This window comes from Delftia sp. UME58 (assembly GCF_014170385.1).
Classification (GTDB): domain Bacteria; phylum Pseudomonadota; class Gammaproteobacteria; order Burkholderiales; family Burkholderiaceae_C; genus Comamonas; species Comamonas acidovorans.
The window spans coordinates 95,697-121,291 of the sequence record NZ_LZZV01000011.1 but is presented as its reverse complement, the minus strand read 5'-3'; the positions used below and the strand labels follow the sequence as shown (position 1 = coordinate 121,291).

The following is a 25,595-nucleotide window of genomic DNA, read 5'->3' as shown; positions in this document are numbered from 1 at the left end:
CGCAGTCTCTGTCTCTACAAGGCGTTGGCGGCCGAGCCGTCGCCACGGTACAGCCAGGGCAGATCCATCAGCCGGGAGCCCAGCAGGCGCAGCGACAGGTCACGCCCCCAGCGCACCGGACCCGTGGCATGGAAGATGCGGCCATTGCGCTGCGAGCGTGCCTGCACGCGCGCATTGCGCTGCCAGCGATTGAGCGCATAGCGGCGCAGGCGCATGTTGACGTCCAGGTCATGCATGGACAGGGCGCGCTGCAGCTCCGCTGCATCTTCAATCGCCATGCCGGCGCCCTGGGCCAGATAGGGGCGCATGGGGTGGGCGGCATCGCCCAGCAAGGCCACCACGCCGCGCGCCATCTGCGCGGCCGATTGCACGGGGGGACGATCCCCCACCGGCCACAGCCGCCAGTCACCGCCGGCTGCAGGCACATGCTGCACCAGGTCCAGCAGCTGGGGGCAACTGCCCTGCAGCACCCGCACCAGATCATCGAGATTGCCCGCGTGGTCCCAGTTCGCCAGATCCTCAGGCGCCGGGCCCTGGATGATGATCACCAGGTTCTGCAGCTCCCCGCGGCGCACGGGGTACTGAATGGCATGCATGCGCGAGCCCAGCCAGGCCGTGACATCGGTGGCCCGCAGGCGCTTGGGCAACTGGGCCTGGTGCACCAGGGCGCGGTAGGCCAGGTGTCCGGTGACACGCGGCGGGCCGTCGCCCAGCAACTGCTGGCGCAGAACGCTGCGCACGCCATCGGCGGCGACCAGGGCATCGCCTTCGATCAGCTTGCCGGCCCGGGTTCGCACGGTGACCACGCCGTCGGTCTCGGAAAAGCCCTCGATGGGCTGGCCCAGGTTCAGGTGCATGCCCGGATAAGTCTGAGCAGCTTCCTGCAGCAATTGCTGCAGATCGGCCCGGTGGATGGTGGCGTAGGCCGCGCCATAGCGTTGTACGGACTCGCTGCCCAAGGGCATATGCGCCAATTCCTGCCCGGTGACTGCGCTGCGCACGCGCAGGCTGCCCGGCAGTGCCACCACCTGCTGCAGCGGTTTTTGCAGGCCCCAGGCCTGAAGCCGCCGCACGACATTCGGACCGATCTGGATTCCGGCGCCCACTTCACTGAGCGCGGCCGCCTGCTCGAAAAGACGCACCTCCCAACCCGCCCGCGACGCACCGATGGCGGCGGCCAGGCCACCAATGCCGCCGCCGGCAATCAACACCTGCTTGTTCATGTGCGTATTGTGCCTCTGCGGCCCCCCATGGTGGCCGGGGCCTGATTATTCAAGTCGGACACCGCTGAAGAAAATCAACAAAATGCTCGGAATTTTCTGAGGCATGCGCGCATCCCCGGGGGCATTGAGACGCATCAAGATCCCAAAAACAGGCATCTCGACATGCACCAACTGCCATAAAGGACATCGCCCCGCCATCACCTGTGCGGCACGGCCAAGAATCCGCCTTTGCATCGCCGCTCTGGAAATGTCCATGCACGGTTGCACACTTGACGCCGAAGATGATAGCGATTCTCACCTGAGACAATCTTTGGACAAATGGCTGTGCCAATGAAAAAAGCCCGCACAGGGCGGGCTCTTTCATGCGCGACGGGAAAATCAGATGACAAATTTCTCACGGTCCTGATTCTGAATCCACTTTGGCGGCTTGCCACGTCCGGTCCAGGTTTGGCCGGTTGCGGGATCGCGGTACTTGGGAGCCACTTTGGCGCCGCTTGTGCCAGCGGTACGACCACGAGTTGCAGGAAACACATCATCGGCAGTCAGTCCGTATTCGGCAATCAAGTTGCGAACCTGTCCCACGGCGTCGGCAAGCTCGCGCTTGCGTGCTTCCTGGATCTGTTGCTCCAGTTCCTGTCGCTGCTTCAGCAGTTCCTTGTAAGAGCTCATGGTATGCGCCTTGAAAGTAGTTTAAGAGCTTTCATTATAAAAACATAATCGCCCCATGACGCAACATGCATGTAAGCAAAACCCACAATATCGCCGCTGCCTATTGCGAAGAATAGTTCTCGGATAAATCCGATATGGCCAGCACCTTGTCAATGCGTTTGCCATCGAGATCGATGACCTCGAAGATCCAGCCCGCACAGCTGACGCGTTCCCCCAGAATGGGCAAATGGCCGCTTTCTGCCATGAGAAGGCCCGCCACGGTGTTGTATCGACCGCGGTGCTCATCAGGCAGATCCCGAATATCGAGGCGCACCTTCAGCTCCGATATGGGCATCAGGCCATCCAATAGCCAGGAGCCATCCTCACGCTGCATGGCCCAGGCTTCTGCCTCGGTCACAGGCTGTAACTCGCCGGTAATCGCCTCTAGCAAATCCCGGGGTGTCATGATGCCCTGCACCACGCCATATTCATCCACCACAAACACCATGCGCCCGGACCGGGCACGCAATTGCTCCAGCAACTCCATGGCGCTGAGCGTCTCGGGCAGGAAAGATGCCGGCAGCACATGTTCGTAAAGCGTGGTGCCCGCGGCATCCGAGCCCAATGCCAGCAGGCGCGCCACGCTGATGATGCCGACCACGTCATCCAGCGAATTGCGGCACACCGGGTACCAGGAATGCCCGCCCTTCGAGTGGTCGTCGGCCGAGGCCTGCAATGCCTCGGTGACGGTCATGTCGGCATCCAGCCATTGCACGTCGCCGCGCGGGACCATGATCGACGTCAGTGAGCGGTCATCGAGGTGAAAGACGTTTTGCACCATCTGGTGCTCGTTGGCCTCGATCACTCCGGCATCCCGCCCTTCGGCGAGGCTTGCCACGATTTCCTCTTCGGTCACGGAGCGCGCTGCGGATTCATTGATGCGCAGCAGGGTCAGCATGGCGCGCGTGGAAAAGGCCAGCAGCCGCACAAAGGGCTTGGCGGCCGAAGCCACCCAGGTCATGGGCCGGGAAACCACCGTGGCCACGGTTTCGGGATAAAGCTGGCCTATGCGCTTTGGCACCAGCTCTCCGAAGACGATGGTGACGAAGGTGATCACGGTCACGACCAGCGCCGTGGCAGAAATGCTGGCCGCGCGTTCCGGAACGCCCAGGCCCAGCAGCCATGCGGCCAGCCCGTCACTGAAGGCCGCCTCTCCCAAAATGCCGTTGAGCAGGCCGATGGAGGTGATGCCAACCTGCACCGAAGAAAGAAATTGCGTGGGGTTTTCGAGCAAGGCCAGTGCCGCCACCGCACCCTTGTCGCCTGTTTCAGCCAGTGCCACCAACCGAGCCTTGCGGCTGGAGGCCAGTGCCAATTCGGACATTGCAAACACCCCATTGAGCAGCGTAAGCAACGCGATCAGCAGAAAATCCATGGTTCGTATATCAGAAAGAAGACCATGGCACTTTACTGTATCGGCGATATCCAGGGATGCCACGACGCCTTTGAGCGCCTGCTGCGCCGCGTGGATTTTTCCGCCAGCCGCGATACCTTGTACATCCTGGGCGACCTCGTGAACCGCGGTCCGGAATCGGACAAGGTGCTGCGCACCTGCATGGCCGCTGGCGATTCCATGCGCGCCCTGCTGGGCAACCACGACCTGCACCTGCTGGCCGCCGCCCAGGGCGTGCGACGCAGCAGCCGGCGCGACACGCTGGCCCGGGTGCTGGATGCGCCCGATCGCGATCAGCTGCTGGACTGGCTGCGCCACCAGCCGCTGGCGCGCAGCCACCGCACGGCGCATGGCGAGGAACTGCTGATGGTGCATGCCGGCGTGCTGCCGCAGTGGAGCAGCCAGGACGTGATGGCGCTGGCGGGCGAGGTGCATGCGGTACTGTGCAGCAAGCAGTTGCCCGATTTCTTGCAGGCCATGTACGGCAACCAGCCCGATCGCTGGTCACCCGACCTGCTGGGATGGGAGCGCCTTCGCGTGATCGTCAACGCCTTGACCCGGCTGCGCTTTTGCACCGCACAGGGTGTCATGGATTTCGACAGCACCGAGTCGGCCGAGCAGGCGGCACCCGGCCTCATGCCCTGGTTCGATGTGCCGGGCCGCGCCACGGCGAGCGCAACAATTGCGTTTGGCCACTGGTCCACGCTGGGCCACATCAACCGGCCCGATCTGGTGGCGCTGGACACCGGCTGCGTCTGGGGCGGATGCCTGAGCATGATGCGTTTCGGCGATCACCTGGCAGACCGGGAACTGATCCAGGTGGACTGCCCGCAGGCTCAGGCCCCGGGCTGACCTGGACGACGCCGATGAGCGAGCGCCCATGAAAAATGGCCCCCACGCTCCCCTTGCTGCGCAAGGTCCGCTGCCCCCCGAGGGGGGAGCTTTTTCATCTTGGGGCGGCCCGGCGATGAAAAAACGCCTGCAAGGCAGGCGTTTTTCGTGAGGCAGGCGTCTTGCGCGGTGCTCAGACCTCGGAAGTGGCGGCGGGTGCCACAGGCGGGACAGGCGCGACGGGCGCCTTGAACAACGCGGCCAGCTTGCGCTTGGGCTTGATGCCGCCGCCCGCCTTGGGCGCGGAAGCAGCACCCTGGCTGTCCCAGCTCGCATCGACGCTGGCGGCTGCCTCGTAGGGCTTGTCGAAGAACGGGTCCGAGTGCGCCGGGCGCTGGGCCATGCGCGAGCCGCGATGGCCAAAACCTGCACTGCCCCGCGACGCATCACCGCCGCGATCGCCACGCTCGGCGCCGCGATCCCGTTCACGACCGTAACCGCCGCTGCCTTGGCGCGGCAGCTCGTCAAAACGATGACCACGCGGCGCGCTGCCACGGAAATCTTCCATGGGGCAGGCCTCGACGTCGATCTTCTTCTTGATGAGCTTCTCGATCTCGCCCACCAGGCGCGCATCGTGGTTGGTCACCAGGGTCACGGCAATGCCGGAGGCGCCTGCACGGCCCGTGCGGCCAATGCGGTGCACATAGTCTTCGGCGTTGAAGGGCACGTCGTAGTTGAAGACGGCCGGCACGTCCTTGATGTCCAGGCCACGGGCCGCGACATCGGTACACACCAGCAGATCTACCTCGCCGCGCTTGAAGGCTTCAAGCGCCTTCAGGCGCTCGTCCTGGCTCTTGTCGCCGTGCAGCGCCGTTGCGCGCAGGCCATCACGCTCCAGGGCACGCGTCAGGCGCGCACAGCCCAGCTTGCTGTTGGAGAAGACGAAGGCCTGGCGGATGCCGCGCTGCTTGAGAAGGGAGCGCAGCGCATAGCGCTTGTCGTCGTCGCTGACGCTGTAGAAGCGCTGCTCCACCGTGGAAGCCGTCTCGTTGGGGCGGGCCACCTCGATGGTGACGGGGTCCTGCAGGTAGCTGCTGGCCAGGCGCTTGATCTCGGGCGAGAAGGTGGCGCTGAACAGCAAGGTGGTGCGTGTCTTGGGCAGGTGCGACAGGATGCGCTGCAGATCGGGCAGGAAGCCGATGTCCAGCATGCGGTCTGCCTCGTCCAGCACCACGTACTCGACCTGGTTGAGCACGGCGTTCTTGGCTTCGATGTGGTCAAGCAGGCGGCCCGGCGTGGCCACCAGCACCTCGACCCCCTTCTTGAGCTCCAGCGTCTGCGGCTTCATGTCCATGCCGCCGAACACCACGGTGCTGCGCAGCTTGGTGTACTTCGCATACTGGGCGATCTGCTGGGCCACCTGGTCCGCCAGTTCGCGTGTGGGCAAAAGCACCAACGCCCGCACGGGGTGGCGTGCAGGCGAAGCGGAGGTATTTTCGTGGCGCATCAGCCGCTGCAGCAACGGCAGCGAGAACGCCGCCGTCTTGCCGGTGCCGGTCTGGGCGGCGCCCATGACATCCTTGCCGGTCAGAACGACCGGAATGGCCTGTGCCTGGATGGGCGTCATGGACTCGTAGCCCATGTCGGCCACGGCGCGCGCCAGGGACTCAGCCAGCTGGAGATTGGAGAAAGAGCTTGTCATTGAGAGCGCTATTGTCGCACCTAGCGCGATTTGTGCGTTGCAATAACGCCAATTGGCACCTGGACAAGCATGGCGTTGTGTGAGCGCAACCCGCAAAAACCCGGTATGAGGGCCCGCAATGCGGGCATTTTTTCGTCGCCGGACAGCCTCCAGATGAAAAAGCGGCCCCTCGCAGGGGCCGGCGAAGCTTGCGCAGCAACGCGAGCGTGGGGGTACTTCTCAGAGGGAAGCAGCCGAAAAAGTGTCGCAGGACTTGACGCTGCCGGTACGCAGGCCGGTGCTGAACCAGCGCTGGCGCTGGGCGCTGGTGCCGTGCGTGAAGCTGTCCGGCACCACGGCACCGCCGCCTGCGCGCTGCAGGGCGTCGTCGCCGATCTTGGATGCCGCATTCATGGCCGACTCCACATCGCCCTGCTCCAGGATCTGGCGGGCGCTTTGCGCGCGGTTGGCCCAGACGCCGGCCAGGCAATCGGCCTGCAGTTCCAGCTTGACCGACAGATGGTTGTACTCCACCTTGCTGACGCGGCCACGGGCGCGGTCCACCTGGGCGCTGATGCCCAGCAGGTTCTGCACGTGGTGACCCACCTCATGGGCAATCACATAGGCCTGGGCGAAATCGCCGGGCGCGCCCAGCTGGTTCTTGAGCGTTTCGTAGAAGCCCAGGTCGATATACACCTTCTGGTCGGCAGGGCAGTAGAACGGCCCCATGGCCGACTGCCCCGTGCCGCAGGCCGTGGGCGTTGCGCCACGGAACAGCACGAGCTTGGGATCGGTATATTGGGCGCCGCCCTGGCGGAACACATCGCGCCAGACATCTTCGGTATCGGCAAGCACGGTGGAAACAAAGCGGGCGAGCTTGTCATCGGCCGGAGGCTTGTGGGCCGGGCCCTGAGGCTGCTGCACCTGCACCGGCGAGCCGCCGCTGAGCGCCCCCAGGATGGTCAGCGGGTTGATGCCCAGCACCCAGCCGCCGACCAGGGCGATGACGATGGTGCCGATGCCTATGCTGCGTCCGCCGAAGACGGGGCCGCCGCCGCCGCCACCCTCGTCACGGCGGTCTTCCACATTGTCCGACTCGCGGTTGCCTTCCCATCTCATGGTGTTCACTCCTGGATCTGTGCTGCAGCCTGCAGCATCGGGCGGCGATATTACGTCGGAACCTGCGGGCCCGCAGCGACCGCAGTCCCGGCAATGATACGGCGTGTATCAGCGCACGGGCTGCACCGCCATGGGGGCGGTGGCCGGTGGCGCCTGGCTGCGCAGGACCTGCTCGCGGGCCACCAGCGCCATGGCGGCCAGCATCGCGGCGACGATGCCCAGGCCGATGACGACCACCAGGCCCAACCCCCATCCGCCGCGCCTGCGCCGCTCGCGTGCCGGCTCGCCGGGCCTGCGGGGCGCGGGCGCCTGCTCGCTGGGCGGCTGCTCGCGCTGCCACGGCTCGGGCGCGGGTCCGCGCCGCTGCTGCTCATAGCGCGGAGCCGATTCCTTGCGCGGAGCTTCGGGCCGCGCCGAACCGTCCCAGCGGGGCTCTTCGCGCGGATAAGAAGGCTTTTGTGACATAGGCGACATCGTAGTGCCTGCGCAGGCCCTCACGGGCCTGTGCGCAGCACTGGACACATCGTGAATTGGTCGATCCAAGCCTACTGTGTACAGTCGCGGCCATGAGCCATTCCAGCATGCCCTCCTCCACCGCCCTTGACGCCCAGGCCACGGCCGGGCTGTTGCCCTGGAACGAACTGGCCGACGAGATCGCCGCCCTGCTGCTGCAGCCCCAGGCAGCGCAGGTGCCGGCGCGCATCGTGATGCCCCTGCCGGCCGGTGGCAGCCTGTTTTGCATGCCCGCCACCGACGGCCAGGTGGCCATGACCAAGCTGATCAGCTTCACGCCCGGCAACGCCGGCACGCCGCGCGCCACCATCCAGGGGGATGTGGTGGTCTTCGACGTGGCCACGGGCGAGCGCCGCCTGATCCTGGACGGCCCCACGGTCACGGCGCGGCGCACGGCCGCCGTATCGCTGCTGGCCGCGCAAAGGCTGGCGCCGAATCCGCAGGGTCCGTTGCTGATCGTGGGCGCCGGCGTGCAGGGCCTGGCCCATTTGCAGGCCTTTGCCGCTGGCCTGGGCGTGCGCGAGGTTCTGGTGGCATCGCGCAGCGCGCAGAGCGCCCAGGCGCTGGTCGGCCAGGCCCGGGCCATGGGACTGCAGGCCACCGCGGTAGAAGATGTGGAGGCGGCGGCGCGCCATTGCCCGCTGATCGTGACCTGCACGCCCGCCCGGGCCGTGGTGCTGCGCGATGCGCCGCGCAGCGATGCCTTCATCTCGGCCGTCGGTGCCTTCACGCCGCAGATGGTGGAGCTGGCACCCGGCCTGTGCCAGGGCTTGCTGCAGTCTGGCCGCGTGGTGGTCGATACCGGGGATGCGCTGCATGAGGCCGGTGATCTGCTGCAGGCCGGCATCGATGTCGCCGCCCTGCCCACGCTGGAGCAGGTGGTGCGCGAGCAATGGCCGCGCTCGGATTCGCCCGTGCTGTTCAAATGCTGTGGCTGGGGTGGCTGGGATCTTGCAGCCACCCGCCTGGCCATGCGCCGGGTTGCACTCCAGAACAGTTGAAAGCGGATTTCTGCGTTGAACGAGCTTTTCCCCCCGGATTCCCCCGCCCCGGCTTCCAGCACCGCGCCCAGCCGCTGGCAGCGCCTGGGCCTGCGCACGCAACTGGCCCTGGTCTTCGGCTCGCTGCTGGTGGGCGTGACGGTGCTGATGTCCCTGGCATTCGGCGAGCTGCTGCGCTGGCGCATGGAGCGCGAGGTCAGCGCCTCGCTGCATGCCATGGCCTCCAACGCCGCCCGGCAGCTGTCCGATGGCCTGTTCAGCCGCGCCCATACCGTGGAAGTGCTCGCTGCCTCGCCGGAGCTCTGGATCCAGGGGCTGGACTCCCCGGGCGTGGGTGCACTGCTCAACCGCGCCCGTTCGCTGACGCCCACCAGCCTCTGGATCGGCGTGGCCGACGCCGAGGGCACGGTGCGCAGCGCGACCGACCAGGTGCTGGTGGGCCTCGATGTCAGCGACCGGCCCTGGTTCGAGCCGGGCCTGCAGCGCGTCCATGTGGGCGATGTGCGCGCCTCCTCGCCTGTGATGTCCGCCTTGCTGCCGCCTGCGGCCGACGGCGCGCCGCGCCGGTTCATGGACTTCGCGGCGCCCATTCGCGTGGGCGATCTCACCCAGGGCGTGCTGTGCATGCACAGCAGCTGGGAATGGGTGCGCGAAACCATGCAGACCCTGCAGCAGGCCGACAGCGCCGACCGGCAGATCGGCCTGTTCATCTTCGACCGGCGTGGACGGCTCATCCACGCGCCGGGCGACAGCCTGGAGCCGTTGCTGGCCCTGGACCAGCGCCTGCCGGTGGCCCATACCCTGTCTGCCGATACGGCCGATGCCACGCTGCAGCCCGTACAGGTGGCGCGCTGGCAGGACAGCCCGCAGAGCTTTCTGACGGCCACCGTGCCGCTGCAGGCCCACAACCGGGCAACGGCCATGGGCTGGCACATCGTGGCCCGCCAGCCGCATGACAGCGCCTACGCGCCCGCGCGCCAGGCCATGCACCAGGTGCTGGCCGGCGGCCTGGCGGCCGCGCTGGTGGCCGCCGTCATCGCCTGGCTGGTGGCGCGCAGGCTGAGCCAGGATCTCAAGCGCCTGGCCCGTGCCGCCAATGGCATCGACGGCAGCGGTGCGGCCTCCGACATCCCGCAGTTGCACAGCAGCCGCGAAGTGCATCGCCTTTCGCAGGCGCTGCGCGGCAGCATTGCCCAGTTGCGCTCGGCCAACGAGGCCATGGAGCGCCAGGTGCGCGAGCGCACGCTGCAGCTGCAGCAGGCCAATGCCGAACTGGAGCACCAGGCGCGCAGCGATCCGCTCACGGGCCTGCTCAACCGCCGGGGCTTCGACTTCCAGCTGGACTTCGCCATGGCGCTTGCGCGCCGCAGCGGACGGCCATTGAGCGTGCTCGTCATCGACGTGGACCACTTCAAGCGCATCAACGACCAGCACGGCCACGACATGGGCGACGCCGTGCTGCGTACCCTGGCGCGCACCTTCCGCATGCGGCTGCGCGAGTCCGACGTGCTGGCCCGCATGGGCGGCGAAGAGTTCCTGGCGCTGCTGCCCGACACCACGGCCGATGCCGCCGTGGCCATTGCCGAGCAACTGCGCGAACTGCTGGCCGCCACGCCCATGGCGCATGGCGAGCCCGTCACCGCCAGCGTGGGCGTGGCCACGCTGCGCAGCGCCACCGACACGGCCGCGGCCATGCTGCGCCGTGGCGACGAGGCGCTGTACGAGGCCAAGGGCGCGGGCCGCAACAACGTGCAGCTGCAGCGCTGACGCGGCCCGTCACGCGCACTGCCAGCGCTTCCAGCGCTTTTCAAGGCCCTCTCGGCGCCTCTTCCCCTTGCCGCCGCACAACCTGTGCGGCAAAAAACACCACACTAATACTCAAATTGAGCATATTATTCGCAGCCATCACCAGCCCTTTCCACAGTCCCGGACGGCCACCATGCAGCTCAAATCCGTGCAGTACGACAAGCCCCATTTCTCCCTCGCCGGCCAGTGCGGCATCGGCGAGGCCTGGGCCCGCATTCCCCCCGAGCTTGACCGCGCCCAGCGCCTTCGGACCGCCGAGCGCATACGCGCCCTGCTGCACGAGCGCGATGCCGTGCTCGTGGCCCACTACTACGTGGACGGCGAACTGCAGGACCTGGCGCGCGAGACCGGCGGCTGCGTGGGCGATTCGCTGGAGATGGCGCGCTTCGGCGCCCAGCACCAGGCCAGCACCCTGGTCGTGGCCGGCGTGCGCTTCATGGGAGAGACCGCCAAGATCCTCAGCCCGGAAAAGCGGGTGCTCATGCCCGACGACGACGCCAGCTGCTCGCTGGACCTGGGCTGCCCGGCCGACGAGTTCAGCGCCTTCTGCGACGCCCACCCGGACCGCACGGTCGTGGTCTACGCCAACACCAGCGCGGCGGTGAAGGCGCGCGCCGACTGGGTGGTCACATCGTCGGTGGGACAGGACATCGTGGCCCACCTGCACGCCTGCGGCGAGAAGATCCTCTGGGCTCCCGACCGCCACCTGGGCGCCCACATCCAGCGCCAGACCGGCGCGGACATGCTGCTGTGGCATGGCTCCTGCCTGGTCCATGACGAGTTCAAGGCCGACGAACTGGCCGCCATGGCGCTGGAGCACCCGCAGGCCGCCATCCTCGTGCACCCCGAGTCGCCGGCCGCCGTGGCCGCCCAGGCCGATGTGGTGGGCTCCACCACCCAGCTCATCAACGCGGCAGGCCGGCTGCCCACCGACACCTTCATCGTCGCCACCGACCTGGGCATCCTGCACGACATGCGCATGCGCTACCCGGGCAAGACCTTCCTGCCCGCGCCCACGGCCGGCCAGGGCGCCACCTGCAAGAGCTGCGCCATGTGTCCGTGGATGGCGATGAACAGCCTGCACGGCGTGGAACTGGCGCTGGAGCAAGGCCTGTGCGCCATCGAGGTGGACCCCGCCATCGCCCAGGCCGCGCGCCAGCCCATCGAACGCATGCTGGCCTTTGCCGCAGGCCACCGCCAGCCCGTGCGCGCCAGCGGAGACCTCGCGCGCGATGCGGCGCTCTTCCAGCATTTCGGTCCCGCCTGAGGAGCACGCCATGACCCAGCCCTCCATGGACGTGCTCATCATCGGCGCCGGCCTGGCCGGCATGGCCGCCGCCCTGTCGCTGCCGCCGCACCTGCGCGTGGCCCTGCTCAGCAAGGGCGCGGCCGAGGAATGCGCCAGCGCCTGGGCCCAGGGCGGCATTGCCGCCGTGATGGATGCCGGGGACAGCATCGATGAGCACCTGGCCGACACCCTGGTCGCGGGCGCGGGCCAGTGCGACGTGCAGGCCGTGCGCGCCATCCTCGAGCAGGCGCCCGCCGCCATCGATTGGCTGGTGGCCCACGGCGTGCCTTTCACGCGCGACGACAGCGGTGGCCTGCACCTCACGCGCGAAGGCGGCCACGGCCGCCGCCGCATCGTGCATGCCGCCGACTGCACGGGACAGGCCGTGCATGCCGCCCTGCTGCGCGCCTGCCGGGAGCGCACGAACATCGATTTGCATGAGCACACCAGCGCGCTGGACCTGCTGACCGAAGGACAGCCTGCGCACTGCACAGGCGCGCTGGTGCGCCTGCCCGATGGCCGCCAGCAGCGCTGGCATGCCACGCATACCGTGCTGGCCACGGGCGGGCTGGGGCAGGTCTATCCCGCCACCACCAACCCGGCCACCGCCACGGGCGACGGCGTGGCCATGGCCTGGCGCGCGGGCTGCCGCGTGGGTGATCTGGAGTTCATGCAGTTCCATCCCACGGCCCTGCAGGTGGGCGGCCGCGCGGCCGGTCTGGTCTCCGAGGCATTGCGCGGAGAAGGCGCCCTGCTGCGCCTGCCGGACGGCACGCGCTTCATGCCTGCCCATGACGAGCGGGCCGAACTGGCGCCGCGCGACATCGTGGCCCGGGCCATCCGGCACGAGATGGACCGCCATGGCCTGGCCTTCGTGCACCTGGACATCACCCACCGGCCACGTGCCTGGCTGCAGTCGCATTTCCCCGGTGTGATGGCCCTGTGCGCCAGCCATGGCATCGACATTGCCACGCAGCCGATTCCCGTCGCCCCCTGCGCCCACTACGCCTGCGGCGGCGTGCTGGCCGGCATCGACGGGCGCACGGATGTCGATGGCCTGCGCGCCATTGGAGAGGTGGCGCGCACCGGCCTGCACGGCGCCAACCGGCTGGCCAGCAATTCGCTGCTCGAATGCGTGGTGATGGGGCGCGCGGCCGCCCGGGCCATCGCGCAGCAGCCGGCTGCCGCCCCAGCGCCGGCCCGGCCGACCGAAACCCTGCAGGCCGGCGCACAGGAGCAGGACACGGCCGCCGTCGCGCAGGAGTTGCGCCAGCTCATGCAGGACTGCGTGGGCATACAGCGCAGCGACCAGGGACTGGCCCTCGCGCTGCAGCGCATCGCTGCATGGCGCGAGACACTGGAGCCCGCCGTCCCGCATGCGCTGCGCAACCAGCTCGATGTCTGCTGGCTCATGGCCACGGCCGCCGCCGCGCGGCGCGAGAGCTGCGGCGCACATTCGCGCATCGACGCCGCACCGGCGCTGGTGGAATGAAAAATGGCCCCCACGCTCCCCTTGCTGCGCAAGGTCCGCTGCCCCCCGAGGGGGTTGCTTTTCATCTTGGGGCGGCCCGGCGATGAAAAATGGCCCCCACGCTCCCCTTGCTGCGCAAGGTCCGCTGCCCCCCGAGGGGGACGCTTTTCATCTTGGGGCGGCCCGGCGATGAAAAAGGCCCGCAGCTTTCGCTGCGGGCCTTGTCTTCCGGGCCAAAGCCGTCAGGCCTTGGGAAGCGTCACGCCCACCTGGCCCTGGTACTTGCCGCCCCGGTCGCGGTAGCTGACCTCGCAGACATCGTCGGGATCGCTCTCGAAGAACAGCACCTGGGCGCAGCCCTCGCCGGCATAGATGCGGGCGGGCAGCGGCGTGGTGTTGGAGAACTCCAGCGTCACATAGCCTTCCCACTCGGGCTCGAAGGGGGTGACGTTGACGATGATGCCGCAGCGCGCGTAGGTGCTTTTGCCCAGGCAGATGGTCAGCACGTTGCGCGGGATGCGGAAATACTCGACCGTGCGCGCCAGCGCGAAGCTGTTGGGCGGGATGATGCAGCTGTCGCCCTCGAAATCGACAAAGCTTTTTTCATCGAAGTTCTTGGGGTCCACCACGGTGCTGTGGATGTTGGTGAACACCTTGAATTCGGGTGCGCAGCGGATGTCGTAGCCATAGCTGCTGGTGCCGTAGCTGATGATCTTGCGGCCATCGACGTTGCGCACCTGGGCCGGCTCGAAAGGCTCGATCATGCCGTGATCCTCGGCCATGCGACGGATCCACTTGTCGCTCTTGATGCTCATGGCAATTCCTCGTTCCCTAGCTGTCCTTGTCAGGCGCCAGCACCCGGCCGGGCACTGGCGCAAAGGCGCTATTTTGCTTGAGAAACGACGGTGCGCTCGATCAGGCGGTCATCGCCCAGGATGATCATGGCGAACAGCAGCTCGTCCAGGCTCTCGGCCTGGCGGGTCTTGCGTTCGAGCAGCGGCGTGCAGGCCGGGTTGATGACCACGAAGTCGGCCTCGCAGCCCGGCTGCAGATTGCCCACCTGGCCCGCCAGCCCCAATGCACGCGCCGCGCCCGCCGTGTGCTGCCACCACAGGTTGCCCGGCGACAGGCTCAGGCCCTGCTTGGTCTGGCCCTCGCGGCCCGCCACGTAGGCGGCCTGCATGGTGCGGAAAGGGCTGAAGCTCATGCCGCCGCCCACGTCGCTGGCCAGGCCGTAGAGGAACTGCGCGGCATCGGCCCGCGCAAAGTCGAAGAAGCCGCTGCCCAGGAACAGGTTGCTGGTGGGGCTCACGGCCGCGGCGGTGCTGCGTTCACGCATCAGGGCGCGGTCTTCGTCGTCCAGGTGGATGCAGTGGGCGTAGACGGCGCGCTCGCGCATCAGGCCGAAGTCGTCGTAGACCGACAGGTAGCTGCGCGCCTGCGGAAAGAGCTCGGCCACCCAGCGCACTTCGTCCAGGTTCTCGGCCACGTGCGACTGGATCCAGACATCGGCGTAGCGCGCGGCGAGTTCGCCCGCGCCGCGCAGCTGCTCGTGCGTGCTGGTGGGCGCAAAGCGCGGCGTGATCGCGTAGCCCAGGCGGTCCACGCCATGCCAGCGCTGGATCAGGGTTTCGGTGTCGATCAGGCTTTGCTCGGTCTGGTCGCGCACGCCGTCGGGGCTGTGGCGGTCCTGCAGCACCTTGCCCGTGATCATGCGCATGCCGCGCGCCTGCGACGCGCCCATGAGCGCATCGACCGACCCGGGGTGCGAGGTGGCAAAGGCCAGCGCCGTGGTCACGCCGTTGCGCTGCAGCTCGTCCAGGAAGAACTCGGCCACGCTGTCGGCATGGGCGCGTTCGCAAAAGGCCGACTCGTGCGGAAAGGTGTATTTCTCCAGCCAGGGCAGCAGGCCGGCGGCGGGCGCGCCGATCACATCGGTCTGCGGATAGTGGATGTGCAGGTCGATGAAGCCCGGCGCCAGGATGCGGCCCGGCAGATGGGTGAGTTCGGCGCCCGGCTGGCCGGTGAACTGCGCCTGCAGCGCCTGCCAGCTGCCGGCGGCGACGACGCGCTGCTGCCCCCTGTCATCCGGGGCGACGGCCAGCAGGCCGTCTTCGTCGTAGAGCGCCTGGCCATCGTCGGCAAAACGCAGCAATGAGGAACGGTAGATTTGCATGCCGCCAAGCTTAGCGGGCGGCTAGGCAGATGCCATATCCGCAGCGCTATAGGCGCCATCGGCAGGCGCCATCCTAGGGTTTACGCCAGGATCGGACGCCCCGCAGGCCGCATCACTTGGGCAGGGTGGCCTGCACGCCTTCCACCAGCCAGTTCATCTGCAGGATCTGCGCATCGTCCAGCTGTTTGCCGGCAGGAATGCGCACCTGGCCCTGGTTGTCGCGCACCGGCTGGTCGCCGGCCTTGAAGGGCTGCAGGCGGCCCTGGGCCATGTCCTTTTGGCGCTGCAGCACTTCCTCGCGCACGGCGGGCGGCAGCCTGGGGCCGAAGCCCTCCACGCGGATCATGCCCTCGCGCACGCCGCCCCAGGTGTCCTGGCTCTTCCAGCGGCCATCCAGCACGGCGCGGGCGCGCGCCGTGTAGTAGTCGCCCCACTGATGGGTGACGGCCAGCAACTGGGCGTCGGGCCCGTCCTTGCGCATGTCGGAGTGGTAGGCAATCGCCATGCGGCCGCGCTCCTGGGCGGCCTGCATCACGGCGGTGGATGCGACCTGGAAGGACACCACGTCCACGCCGCCGTTGAACAGCGCCATGGCCGCATCGCGCTCGCGCGGCGGGTCGAACCAGGTGTCCAGCCACACCACCTTGACCGTGGCCTTGGGATTGACCGAACGCATGCCCAGCGTGAAGGCGTTGATGCCTTGCAGCACCTCGGGAATCGGAAAGCCGACCACGAAGCCGGCCACGCCCGTCTTGCTGGCGCGGCCTGCGGCAATGCCCGACAGATAGCGGCCCTCGTAGTAGCGTGCGTTCGAGGTGGCCACGTTGTCGGCGCGCTTGAAGCCCGTGACCGACTCGAACTTCACCTGCGGGAAGTCGCGCGCCACGCGCATCACGGATTCGGTGTAGCCGAAACTGGTGGTGAAGATCAGCTGGTTGCCGCTGGCGGCCAGGTCGCGCAGCACGCGCTCGGCGTCGGGGCCCTCGGGCACGCTGTCCACGGCGCGGGTCTGCACGCGCGGGCCCAGCGCCGCCTGCAATGCGCGCCGGCCCTCGTCGTGCTGGCGCGTCCAGCCAGCGTCAAGCACGGGGGTCAGATAGACGAAGGCGGCCTTGAGGGGCGCGGAACCTGCGGGGGATGAAGGGGCGGGATGGCCTTGGGACAAGGCCGTGGATACAAGACTTGCGGCCGCGACTGCGGCTGCGAGGTTTTTGTACATGGTGTTCCTCTACATGGCCCGGAAATGAAAACGCACCGGCCGTGGGCAGCGGCCGGTGCGGGGCGCGATTATAGGCAGCGGCCCCGAGGGCTGCCTGGGCCTGCGCTTATGGCCTCCATAAGGGACGGCAGATACCGTCCACTAAGATCGTCGACAAATTCCAACCCAAGCAACCACCAAGGAGTACAGGACCATGCCGATGTTCGTCGATACCTCGCCCCCGGGGCAGTGCCTCTTTTGCCGCCTCGTGGCGGGCGAGATTCCGTCCGCCAAGGTGTTCGAGGACGAGCAGACCATCGCCTTCATGGACATCGGCCAGGTCAATCCCGGCCATGTGCTGGTGGCCAGCAAGCGCCATGCCGTGACCCTGCTGGACCTCACGCCAGACGAGGCCGGCGCCGTGATGCGCACGGCCCAGCGCGTGGCACGCGCCGTGCAGTCAGCGTTCGACCCCGATGGCATCAGCCTGTTCCAGGCCAATGGCGCTGCCGGTGGGCAGACCGTCTTCCACTTCCACCTGCATGTGCTGCCGCGCCACGAGGGCGACGGCGTGGGCCTGGGCTGGCCGCGCAAGGAGCCCGGCATGCAGGCGCTGCAGGACCATGCCGAGCGCCTCAGGCAGGCCCTGGCCTGAACGGGCTCAGGCCAGGGCGGCGTAGCGCGTGAACACGGCCTCCAGCTGGCGCATCCAGTGGGCGCGCTGCTGGGGCGTGACGAAGCTGGCCTCAAAGCTGTTGACCGCCAGTTGCCAGGCCTGCTGCGAGTTCATGCCGGTGGCGGCGAACAGCTGCAGGTAGTTCTCGTTCACATAGCCGCCGAAATAGGCCGGATCATCGGAATTGACCGTGACCTTGAGCCCCGCCTCCAAAAGCTGCGGCAGGTTGTGCTGGGCCAGGTCTGGCACCACGCACAGCTTGAGGTTGGACAGCGGGCACACGGTCAGCGGCACGCCGTCGCGGACCAGGCGCTGCATCAGGGCCTCGTCGCGTGCGGCCTGCACGCCATGGTCTATGCGCTCGGAATGCAGCACGTCCAGCGCGCCCCAGATATAGGCGGGAGGTCCCTCCTCGCCCGCATGGGCCACCAGGTGCAGGCCCAGCTCGCGGCAGCGGGCGAACACGCGTGCGAATTTCTCGGGCGGGTTGCCGACCTCGCTGCTGTCCAGGCCCACGCCGATGAAGCGGTCGCGCAGCGGCAGCGCGGCCTCCAGCGTGGCGAAGGCATCCTCTTCGCTGAGGTGGCGCAGAAAGCTCAGGATCAGCGCCGACGAGATGCCCTGCTCTATCTCCGCATCGCGGCAGGCGCGGTACAGGCCGTTGATCACGGTCTCCATGCCCACGCCGCGCTGGGTGTGGGTCTGGGGGTCGAAGAAGATCTCGGCGTGGACCACGTTGTCCTGCGCGGCACGCGCCAGGTAGGCGCGGCCCATGTCGTAGAAATCCTGCTCGTACAGCAGCACGCTGGCGCCGGCGTAGTAGATGTCCAGAAAGCTCTGCAGGTCGGTGAAGGCATAGGCGCGGCGCAGGTCTTCCACGCTGGCGTAGGGCAGCTTCACGCCGTTGCGCTGGGCCAGGGCGAAGATCAGTTCGGGCTCCAGCGAGCCTTCGATGTGCATGTGCAGCTCGGCCTTGGGCATGGCCTTGAGCAATTGGGGCAGATGCGCTGCATCCACGGTGGGTACGGTGTGCATCAGCAGACTCCGAAGGTGATGCCGCTGGTCCGGAGGTAGCGGCGGTAGGCGGAGGACATGCGGTCGGCCGCAGAGTGCATTTCGGCGCGCGGGTCCAGCGGCAGGCGCTTGGGCTGCTGCGATTCCAGCACGGGCTGGTCCTGGCAGAAGATGGTGTGCTGGAATTGCTGCAGCTGTGCGTCGGGCGAGTCGAAGTCTGCCACGGCCAGGCGGAACCAGACGCGGCTGGTCTCGGGCGTGAGGGGGCAGATGAACAGGGCGATGGACTCGCGCCAGCCGGCCTTGGTGCTGCCGGACTCGGGGAGCTTGGTCAGCACGGCCGCATAGGGCGCGGTGACTTCATAGGTGTATTCGACTTCGGCCGCGCTGGTGGAGTGCAGGTTGGACTGCGGCTGCACGGCCTTGCAGCCCGTGGCCAGCACGCCCGTGGGCGTGCTCTCGACGGCATAGGCCTCGATGGCCGTGGCATCGCGGCTGCCCAGCCAGCCTTCGTGGACAAAGCCGAAGTGCGACATGTCCAGGAAGTTCTCGATGATGCGCGGCGCGCTGGCCGCCACGTCATAGGGGCCGCAGTTGAGCTTGCGCAGTTGCGCGTCCGCCTCGGCTTCAAAGGCTGGAAGTGCCGCCAGGGCTGGAACCGCCGAGAGCTCCTCGCCCGTGGCCAGCCGCACCCAGACCAGGCCGTAGGCTTCCTGTGCCTCGAAGGCCTTCACGCACTGCGAGGGCGGGGGCGTGAAGCTGGGCAGGGCCGGCACCTTGACGCACTGGCCGCTGTCGGCGAACTGCCAGCCGTGGTAGGGACATTCGAGGTGGCCGTTCTCGACACGGCCCATGGACAGGCGCGCGCCACGGTGCGGGCAACGGTCCACGAAGACGCGGACCCGGCCTTGCGGATCGCGCCACAGCACCAGGGGCTGGTCCAGCAGTTGCACGCCCAGCGGCGCATCGACAACTTCGTGGGCCTGGGCCACGGGATGCCAGAGGGAGTTTTCGATCATGGGGGGGAATCTCTTGCTGTCTGTCTGTGCCGCGGCGGCGGGCAGGCCGCGGCTGGGAGTGAGCATAAACCCACTCGATGCGCAGCACAGGTACGGTCCAAGTACGGTAAAGGTGCGGCACCTGTTCAGCACCTGTTCAGCACCTGTTCAGCACCTGTGCGGCGCATGAACGCCAAGGCCGCCCGAAGGCGGCCCTGGCGGCGGCGGGCAACCCGGCCTGCGCCGGATGGCCTGGCGTCTTGCTTACTTGCTGTCCTGGCCCGGCACCTTGCCTTCCACGCCCTTGACGTAGAAGTTGATGCCCGTGAGGAACTTGTCCTCGGCCACGGCGTCGGCGGCCAGCAGTTCCTTGCCGTCCTGGCCTGCGATCGGGCCCTTCCAGATGTGGAAGGTGCCGTCCTTCAGGCCCTTCTTGACCTCTTCGATCTTCGCCTTGGCCTCGGCGGGCACGTCATCGGCCAGCGAGACGATGTCGATCGCGCCTTCCTTCACGCCCCACCAGGTCTGCTGGCTGCTCCACTTGCCGTCCAGCATCTCGCGCACGGTCTTGGTGTAGTAGGGCGTCCAGTTGATGATGGCCGAGCCCAGGTGGGCCTTGGGGCCGTAGGCGGTCATGTCGGAGTCCCAGCCGAAGGCGCGCTTGCCCTTTTCCTCGGCCGTCTTGAGCACGGCGGCGGAATCGGTGTTCTGGAACAGGATGTCGGCGCCGCCGTTGATCAGCGAGGTGGCAGCCTCGGTTTCCTTCGGGGGGGCGAACCACTCGTTGACCCAGACCACCTTGGTCTTGATCTTGGGGTTCATGGACTGCGCGCCCAGCGTGAAGCTGTTGATGTTGCGCAGCACTTCGGGAATCGGCACGGAGCCGACCACGCCCAGCACATTGGACTTGGTCATGGAGCCCGCGATGATGCCGGCCAGGTAGGCGCCTTCGTAGGTGCGGCTGTCGTAGGTGCTGACGTTGGCGGCGGTCTTGTAGCCGGTGGCGTGCTCGAACTTCACATCGGGGAAGTCGGGGGCGATCTTCTGGATGGGCTCCATGTAGCCGAAGGTGGTGCCGAAGACCAGCTTGTTGCCGTTGGCGGCCATGTCGCGCAGCACGCGCTCGGCGTCGGCGCCCTCGGGCACGCTCTCCACGTAGGAGGTCTTGATCTTGTCGCCGAATTCCTTCTCCAGCGCCAGGCGGCCCTGATCGTGGGCAAAGGTGTAGCCGCCGTCGCCGACGGGGCCCACGTAGGCGAAGGCGATCTTCAAAGGCTCGGTTGCAGCGGCAGCAGGGGCCTCGGCAACGGGAGCGGGCGCAGGCGCGGCCTCCTCCTTCTTGCCACAGCCGGCCAGCGCGGCGGCGGCCACGGCCGACAGCGCTGCCACCTTGATCAGGGAGCGTTTGTGAAGATCAGTCATCGAAGTTTCCTCAAGTGGTCCTGCGGCAGGCAGGAAGAAGGCGGGGTCCGCAGGGGCGCAGACCCGCCGCGATGGGTCCCGAGAATAAAGCAAGAATGGCGCCAGCCGGCTGCGCCAGAGCCGCCAGGCATGCGGGAAAACCACATTTTGGGGACTTTGCACAATCGTGGTGCATAGGGCGGACCCGTCTGGCGGATCGCGGCAGAAAAAAGGGCCCCGAAGGGCCCTTGGTGCATGGACTGCCGCCGGATCACTTGGCGCCCGGCACCTTGCCTTCGACGCCGTTGACGAAGAAGTTGATGCTGGTCATGAAGCCCAGGTCGCCGACCTGGCCTGACGCCAGCACTTCCTTGCCGGCGTTGTCCTTGATGGGGCCGGTCCAGACGGCGAAGCTGCCGTCCTTCAAGCCGTCGCGTGCCTTGGCGACCTTGTCCTTGATGTCCTGGGGCACGTCGTCGGCGATCTTCACGAGGTCGATGGCGCCTTCCTTCACGCCCCACCAGAACGAGCCGCCCTGCCACTTGCCGTCCAGCGTGTCCTGGGTGACCTTGCTGTAGTAGGGCGTCCAGTCGATCACGGCCGAGCCCAGGTGGGCCTTGGGCGCGAAGGCGCTCATGTCGCCGTCCTTGCCGAAGGCGCGCGCACCGCGTTCCTCGGCCGTCTTGAGCACGGCCGGGGAGTTGGTGTTCTGGTAGAGCACGTCCACGCCGCCGTTGATCAGCGACGTGGCGGCCTCGGACTCCTTGGGCGGCGCGAACCACTCGTTCACCCAGACCACCTTGGCCTTGATCGAGGGATCGACGCTTTGCGCGCCCAGCACGAAGCTGTTGATGTTGCGCACCACTTCCGGAATCGGCACCGAGGCCACGACGCCGACGGTCTTGGTCTTGGTCATGCCGCCGGCCACGATGCCGGCAAGGTAGGCGCCCTCGAAGGTCTTGGTGTCGTAGGTGGCCACGTTGTCGGCGTTCTTGTAGCCGGTGGCGTGCTCGAACTTCACGTCCTTGAGGTCGGCCGCAACCTTCTGCACGAACTCCTGGTAGCCGAAGCTGGTCGCGAAGATCAGCTTGTTGCCCTGCCCGGCCATGTCGCGCATCACGCGCTCGGCGTCCGCGCTCTCGGGCACGCTTTCGACGAAGGAGGTTTCCACCTTGTCGCCGAACTTCTCCTGGATGGCCTTGCGGCCCAGCTCGTGCTGGAAGGTCCAGCCACCGTCGCCGATGGGGCTGACGTACATGAAGCCGATCTTGAGCTTCTCGGCCGGCGCCTGGGCGGCAGGCGCGGCAGCGGGAGCAGGCGCTGCGGCCTCTTCCTTCTTGCCGCAGGCGGTCAGGGCCGCCACCGAGATGGCCGACAGGCCGATCATCTTCACAAGCGTGCTTTTCAGGCCAGGTTTCAGGTTGCGTTCGCGCAAAGCGGGCATGCGTTTGTCCTTTTTTGGTTCTGGAGGGAGGGAAAAAATGAAAGCGTCAGGAGCCCGGATAGAAGGGCTTGCCCAGCGAGGCAGGCATGTTGGCACGTATCCAGGCCGGATTGCGCGAGATCAGCACCAGCACGACGATGGTCGCCAGGTAGGGCAGCATGGACAGCAGCTGGCTGGCCACCTGCACGCCCGTGGCCTGCAGGTGGAACTGCAGCATGGTCACGCCGCCGAACAGGTAGGCGCCCAGCAGCACGCGCGCAGGGCGCCAGGTGGCAAAGGTGGTCAGCGCCAGCGCGATCCAGCCACGGCCCGACACCATGCCCTCCACCCACAGCGGCGTGTAGACGGTGGAGATGTAGGCACCGGCCAGCCCGCACATGGCGCCACCGAAGACCACGGCCGCCAGGCGGATGCGGCGCACGGGATAGCCCAGCGCGTGGGCCGACTGCGGCGATTCGCCCACGGCGCGCAGCACCAGGCCGGCCCGCGTGCGGTAGAGGAACCAGACCAGGGCCGCCGCGATGGCCACGGCGCCATAGACCAGCGGATGCAGACGGAACAGTGCCGCGCCGACCACGGGCAGGTCGGACAGCCAGGGCACGGCGAACTTGGGCAGCTCGGGCAGGCGCGCCTGCACATAGCCCAGGCCCAGGAAGGCCGAGAAGCCCGTGCCGAACAGCGACAGCGCCAGCCCCGTCGCGTACTGGTTGGTGTTCAGCCAGATCACCAGCACGCCGAAGATGGCGGCCAGCAGCGCACCCGCGCCCATGCCGGCCAGGAAGCCCACGGTGGTGCTGCCCGTGTGGACCACGGCGGCAAAGCCCGCAATGGCGGCGCACAGCATCATCCCCTCGGCACCCAGGTTGACGATGCCGGCCTTTTCATTGATCAGCAGGCCCAGCGCGGCCAGCGCCAGCACGGTGCCGGCGCTGAGCGTGGAGCCCAGCAGCAGTGCATAGGATTCCATCAACGGGCCTCCTTGACTGCAGCCGTTGCGGCGGTCGGGGCCGCAGGCGTGCGGGACACCCAGCGCAGGCGGTAGGCCACCAGCGTGTCGCAGGCCAGCAGCGTGAACAGCAGCAGGCCCTGGAACACGCCGGTCAGCGCCTTGGGCAGGCCCAGGCGCGACTGGGCGAGTTCGCCCCCGATATAGAACATGCTCATGAGAATCGCGGAAAAGATCATGCCCACGGGATGCAGGCGGCCGACGAAGGCCACGATGATGGCGGCAAAGCCGTAGCCGGCCGGGACATAGGGCGTGAGCTGGCCCAGCGGGCCGGCCACTTCCAGCGCACCGGCCAGGCCGGCTGCGGCGCCCGAGATCAGCAGCGCCGTCCACAGCGCGCGGCGCGAGGAAAAGCCCGCGTAGCGCGCGGCGGCCGGGGCCAGGCCACCGACCTGCAGCGCAAAGCCGGCACGGGTACGGAACAGGAAGACCCACAGCATGGCCGCCGCGGCCAGCGCCAGCAGCAGCCCGATGTTGGTGCGCATGCCCTGCATGAGCTTGGGGATCTGCGTGACGCGCTCGAAGGTCTTGGTCTGCGGGAAGTTGTAGCCCATGGGGTCCTTCCACGGCCCGTAGACCAGAAAGCCCAGCACCAGGGTGGCCACGTAGACCAGCATCAGGCTGACCAGGATTTCATTGGCGTTGAAGCGGTCGCGCAGCAGGGCCACGATGCCGGCCCAGACCATGCCGCCGAGCATGCCGGCCACCAGGATGGCGGGCACGATCCACGGGCCCGTGGTCTTGTCCGCCAGCAGCGCCATGCCGCCTGCGGCCACGGCGCCGATGACGAACTGCCCCTCGGCGCCGATGTTCCAGACATTGGAGCGAAAGCACACGGCCAGGCCCAGCGCGATCAGCAGCAGCGGCGTGGCCTTGACGGCCAGCTCGCCCAGCGCATAGGTGGACTTGACGGGGTCCCAGAAGAAGGCCTGCAGGCCGCGCACCGGGTCCTTGCCCAGCATCACGAACAGGCACACGCCGATCAGCACGGTGATGGCCAGCGCCAGCACGGGCGAACCGTAGGTCCACAGCCTGGAGGCCTGGGGGCGTTGTTCAAGCTTGAACATGGGCGCCTCCCCTGGCGGCGTTCGGGGCGACGTTCGGAGCGGCAGCACCGTCCCACAGGCCACTCATCCACTCGCCGATCTGCTGCACGGTGGCATCGGCCCGCGCCACCGAGGGCGACAGCCGGCCCTTGGCCACCACATGCAGGCGGTCACATATTTCGAACAATTCGTCCAACTCCTCGCTGAGCACCAGCACGGCGCAGCCCTCGTCACGCAATTGCAGGATGGCGCCGCGGATCTGCGCGGCCGCCCCCACGTCCACCCCCCAGGTGGGCTGGGAGATGATGAGCAGCGTGGGCCTGGCATCGATCTCGCGGCCCACGATGAATTTCTGCAGGTTGCCGCCCGACAGCGACTGCGCCGCTGCGTTGGGGCCACCGGCCTTGACGTTGAAGCGCGCGATGATGGCGCGCGCCTGCTCCTGCAGCTGGCCCATGCGGATCCAGCCGCCTGCGCCCAGCGCGGTCTTGCGCGTCAGCAGCAGGTTGTGCGCCAGGCCCATGCTGGGCACGGCGCCACGGCCCAGGCGTTCCTCCGGCACGAAGTGCAGGCCCAGCGCCCGGCGCCGGCCGGGGCCGAGGCGTCCCGCCTCCCGGCCGGCAATCTGCACCATTTCGGGCGCCGCGCGCGTGTCCTCGCCGGACAGGGCGTACAGCAACTCCTTCTGGCCATTGCCCGAGACACCGGCGATGCCCACGACTTCGCCCGCGCGCACCTCGAGCTGGATGCCATGCAGGTCCACGCCGAAGGGCTCCGAGCGCGGCAGCGCCAGGCCCTGCACGCGCAGCACGCTGGCGCCGACCTGGGATTCGCGGTGCGTGAGCTCGGGCGGCTCCGAGCCGATCATCAGCCGCGACAGCGAGGCATTGCTCTCCACGGCCGGGTTGCACACGCCGGTCACCTGCCCGCCGCGCAGCACGGTACAGGCCGTGCACAGCGAACGGATCTCGTGCAGCTTGTGGCTGATGTAGAGGATGGAGCAGCCCTCGGACGCCAGCCGGCGCAGCACCACGAAGAGCTTTTCCACGGCCTGCGGCGTGAGCACCGAGGTGGGCTCGTCAAGAATGAGCACGCGCGGGTGCGTGAGCAGGGCGCGGATGATTTCCACGCGCTGCATCTCGCCCACGCTCAGCGTGTGCACGGGGCGGTGGGGATCGACCTCCAGCCCGTAGTCATGCGCCGTGGACTCGATGCGCTGCACCACCTCGGTCAGCGGCAGGCTCTTGTCCAGGCCCAGCCAGACGTTCTCGGCCACGGACAGCGTGTCGAACAGGCTGAAATGCTGGAACACCATGGCGATGCCCAGCTGGCGCGCCTCCTGGGGATTGCGGATGTGGACCGGCTTGCCATCGACCTCGATGCGGCCCTCGTCAGGCTTGACGGCGCCGTAGATGATCTTCATCAGCGTGGACTTGCCGGCACCGTTCTCGCCCAGGATGGCATGCACTTCGCCGGCGCCCACGGTCAGCGAAATGCCGTTGTTGGCCACCACCGCCGGATAGCGCTTGGTGATGCCCGTCAGCTGCAGCCGGGGCGGCGCTGCGGCTGGCAGGGGGACTGTATCGGGGGGATTCATGGCTG

General features: G+C 67.7%; 23 protein-coding genes. 6 read left to right on the top strand and 17 right to left on the bottom strand.

Annotation, left to right across the window (positions count from 1 at the left end; all coding sequences use genetic code 11):
- Nucleotides 1–14 precede the first annotated feature (14 nt).
- From A9976_RS02490 to A9976_RS02475, 4 genes are all read right to left on the bottom strand, one after another.
- On the bottom strand, nt 15–1,223 hold the full coding sequence (locus A9976_RS02490; RefSeq protein ID WP_183017677.1) for an FAD-dependent monooxygenase: 1,209 nt from the start codon (nt 1,221–1,223) through the stop codon (nt 15–17).
- Between the two features lie 45 nt (nt 1,224–1,268).
- Nucleotides 1,269–1,478 carry a hypothetical protein gene (locus A9976_RS02485; RefSeq protein WP_183017676.1) on the bottom strand — a complete coding sequence of 70 codons (210 nt, stop codon included), beginning with the start codon at nt 1,476–1,478 and terminating at the stop codon, nt 1,269–1,271.
- 123 nt (nt 1,479–1,601) lie between these two features.
- Nucleotides 1,602–1,892: an H-NS family nucleoid-associated regulatory protein gene (locus A9976_RS02480; protein WP_183017675.1), complete on the bottom strand. Its 291-nt coding sequence runs from the start codon at nt 1,890–1,892 to the stop codon at nt 1,602–1,604.
- A gap of 100 nt (nt 1,893–1,992) precedes the next feature.
- Nucleotides 1,993–3,306 (bottom strand): hemolysin family protein, encoded by a 1,314-nt coding sequence (locus A9976_RS02475; protein WP_183017674.1) that lies wholly within the window; start codon nt 3,304–3,306, stop codon nt 1,993–1,995.
- Between the two features lie 24 nt (nt 3,307–3,330).
- Between A9976_RS02475 and A9976_RS02470 the strand changes: the two genes are divergently transcribed.
- Nucleotides 3,331–4,176: a symmetrical bis(5'-nucleosyl)-tetraphosphatase gene (locus tag A9976_RS02470; RefSeq protein WP_183017673.1), complete on the top strand. Its 846-nt coding sequence runs from the start codon at nt 3,331–3,333 to the stop codon at nt 4,174–4,176.
- A 172-nt stretch (nt 4,177–4,348) separates the two neighbouring features.
- On the opposite strand, the gene A9976_RS02465 is transcribed toward A9976_RS02470, so the two are convergent.
- The 3 genes from A9976_RS02465 to A9976_RS02455 form a co-directional block, all read right to left on the bottom strand.
- Nucleotides 4,349–5,857, bottom strand: coding sequence for a DEAD/DEAH box helicase (locus tag A9976_RS02465; protein ID WP_183017672.1), 1,509 nt, complete (start codon nt 5,855–5,857; stop codon nt 4,349–4,351).
- A gap of 219 nt (nt 5,858–6,076) precedes the next feature.
- Nucleotides 6,077–6,955 carry a neutral zinc metallopeptidase gene (locus tag A9976_RS02460; protein ID WP_183017671.1) on the bottom strand — a complete coding sequence of 293 codons (879 nt, stop codon included), beginning with the start codon at nt 6,953–6,955 and terminating at the stop codon, nt 6,077–6,079.
- A 108-nt stretch (nt 6,956–7,063) separates the two neighbouring features.
- The gene (locus tag A9976_RS02455) at nt 7,064–7,420 is read right to left on the bottom strand and encodes a hypothetical protein (RefSeq protein WP_232245895.1); all 357 of its coding nucleotides are present in this window, start codon (nt 7,418–7,420) and stop codon (nt 7,064–7,066) included.
- Nucleotides 7,421–7,521: 101 nt separating this feature from the next.
- Between A9976_RS02455 and A9976_RS02450 the strand changes: the two genes are divergently transcribed.
- The 4 genes from A9976_RS02450 (at nt 7,522) to nadB (ending at nt 13,055) form a co-directional block, all read left to right on the top strand.
- Nucleotides 7,522–8,469: a delta(1)-pyrroline-2-carboxylate reductase family protein gene (locus A9976_RS02450; protein ID WP_183017669.1), complete on the top strand. Its 948-nt coding sequence runs from the start codon at nt 7,522–7,524 to the stop codon at nt 8,467–8,469.
- Between the two features lie 15 nt (nt 8,470–8,484).
- Nucleotides 8,485–10,236, top strand: coding sequence for a sensor domain-containing diguanylate cyclase (locus tag A9976_RS02445; RefSeq protein ID WP_183017668.1), 1,752 nt, complete (start codon nt 8,485–8,487; stop codon nt 10,234–10,236).
- Nucleotides 10,237–10,408: 172 nt separating this feature from the next.
- Entirely contained in the window at nt 10,409–11,542 is a 1,134-nt protein-coding gene (nadA, locus tag A9976_RS02440; protein WP_183017667.1) for a quinolinate synthase NadA, read from the top strand.
- 10 nt (nt 11,543–11,552) lie between these two features.
- The gene (gene nadB, locus A9976_RS02435) at nt 11,553–13,055 is read left to right on the top strand and encodes an L-aspartate oxidase (protein ID WP_183017666.1); all 1,503 of its coding nucleotides are present in this window, start codon (nt 11,553–11,555) and stop codon (nt 13,053–13,055) included.
- 221 nt (nt 13,056–13,276) lie between these two features.
- Here nadB and dcd read toward each other — a convergent pair whose 3' ends face one another.
- From dcd to A9976_RS02420, 3 genes are all read right to left on the bottom strand, one after another.
- Nucleotides 13,277–13,849 (bottom strand): dCTP deaminase, encoded by a 573-nt coding sequence (gene dcd, locus A9976_RS02430; RefSeq protein WP_013803686.1) that lies wholly within the window; start codon nt 13,847–13,849, stop codon nt 13,277–13,279.
- Between the two features lie 68 nt (nt 13,850–13,917).
- Nucleotides 13,918–15,210 (bottom strand): guanine deaminase, encoded by a 1,293-nt coding sequence (gene guaD / locus A9976_RS02425; protein ID WP_183017665.1) that lies wholly within the window; start codon nt 15,208–15,210, stop codon nt 13,918–13,920.
- A gap of 112 nt (nt 15,211–15,322) precedes the next feature.
- Complete coding sequence (locus tag A9976_RS02420) at nt 15,323–16,429, bottom strand: BMP family ABC transporter substrate-binding protein (RefSeq protein WP_183017664.1); 1,107 nt, start codon at nt 16,427–16,429, stop codon at nt 15,323–15,325.
- Between the two features lie 193 nt (nt 16,430–16,622).
- Here A9976_RS02420 and A9976_RS02415 point away from each other — a divergent pair, with 193 nt between their 5' ends.
- The gene (locus A9976_RS02415) at nt 16,623–17,063 is read left to right on the top strand and encodes an HIT family protein (RefSeq protein ID WP_183017663.1); all 441 of its coding nucleotides are present in this window, start codon (nt 16,623–16,625) and stop codon (nt 17,061–17,063) included.
- Nucleotides 17,064–17,069: 6 nt separating this feature from the next.
- Here the strand turns inward: A9976_RS02415 and A9976_RS02410 are convergent, their stop codons facing one another.
- The 7 genes from A9976_RS02410 to A9976_RS02380 all read right to left on the bottom strand — a co-directional run bounded on the left by A9976_RS02410 (nt 17,070) and on the right by A9976_RS02380 (nt 25,590).
- A complete protein-coding gene (locus tag A9976_RS02410) occupies nt 17,070–18,119 on the bottom strand; it encodes an adenosine deaminase (protein ID WP_183017662.1) in 1,050 nt (349 codons plus the stop codon).
- Nucleotides 18,119–19,117: an aromatic ring-hydroxylating dioxygenase subunit alpha gene (locus tag A9976_RS02405; protein ID WP_183017661.1), complete on the bottom strand. Its 999-nt coding sequence runs from the start codon at nt 19,115–19,117 to the stop codon at nt 18,119–18,121. The genes A9976_RS02410 and A9976_RS02405 overlap by 1 nt, the downstream gene beginning before the upstream one ends.
- Nucleotides 19,118–19,360: 243 nt before the next feature.
- Nucleotides 19,361–20,518 carry a BMP family ABC transporter substrate-binding protein gene (locus tag A9976_RS02400; RefSeq protein ID WP_012204065.1) on the bottom strand — a complete coding sequence of 386 codons (1,158 nt, stop codon included), beginning with the start codon at nt 20,516–20,518 and terminating at the stop codon, nt 19,361–19,363.
- A 250-nt stretch (nt 20,519–20,768) separates the two neighbouring features.
- Entirely contained in the window at nt 20,769–21,941 is a 1,173-nt protein-coding gene (locus A9976_RS02395) for a BMP family ABC transporter substrate-binding protein (protein ID WP_183017660.1), read from the bottom strand.
- A 46-nt stretch (nt 21,942–21,987) separates the two neighbouring features.
- On the bottom strand, nt 21,988–22,908 hold the full coding sequence (locus tag A9976_RS02390; RefSeq protein WP_183017659.1) for an ABC transporter permease: 921 nt from the start codon (nt 22,906–22,908) through the stop codon (nt 21,988–21,990).
- The gene (locus tag A9976_RS02385) at nt 22,908–24,014 is read right to left on the bottom strand and encodes an ABC transporter permease (protein ID WP_183017658.1); all 1,107 of its coding nucleotides are present in this window, start codon (nt 24,012–24,014) and stop codon (nt 22,908–22,910) included. The genes A9976_RS02390 and A9976_RS02385 overlap by 1 nt, the downstream gene beginning before the upstream one ends.
- Nucleotides 24,001–25,590 carry an ABC transporter ATP-binding protein gene (locus A9976_RS02380; protein WP_183017657.1) on the bottom strand — a complete coding sequence of 530 codons (1,590 nt, stop codon included), beginning with the start codon at nt 25,588–25,590 and terminating at the stop codon, nt 24,001–24,003. The genes A9976_RS02385 and A9976_RS02380 overlap by 14 nt, the downstream gene beginning before the upstream one ends.
- Nucleotides 25,591–25,595 lie beyond the last annotated feature (5 nt).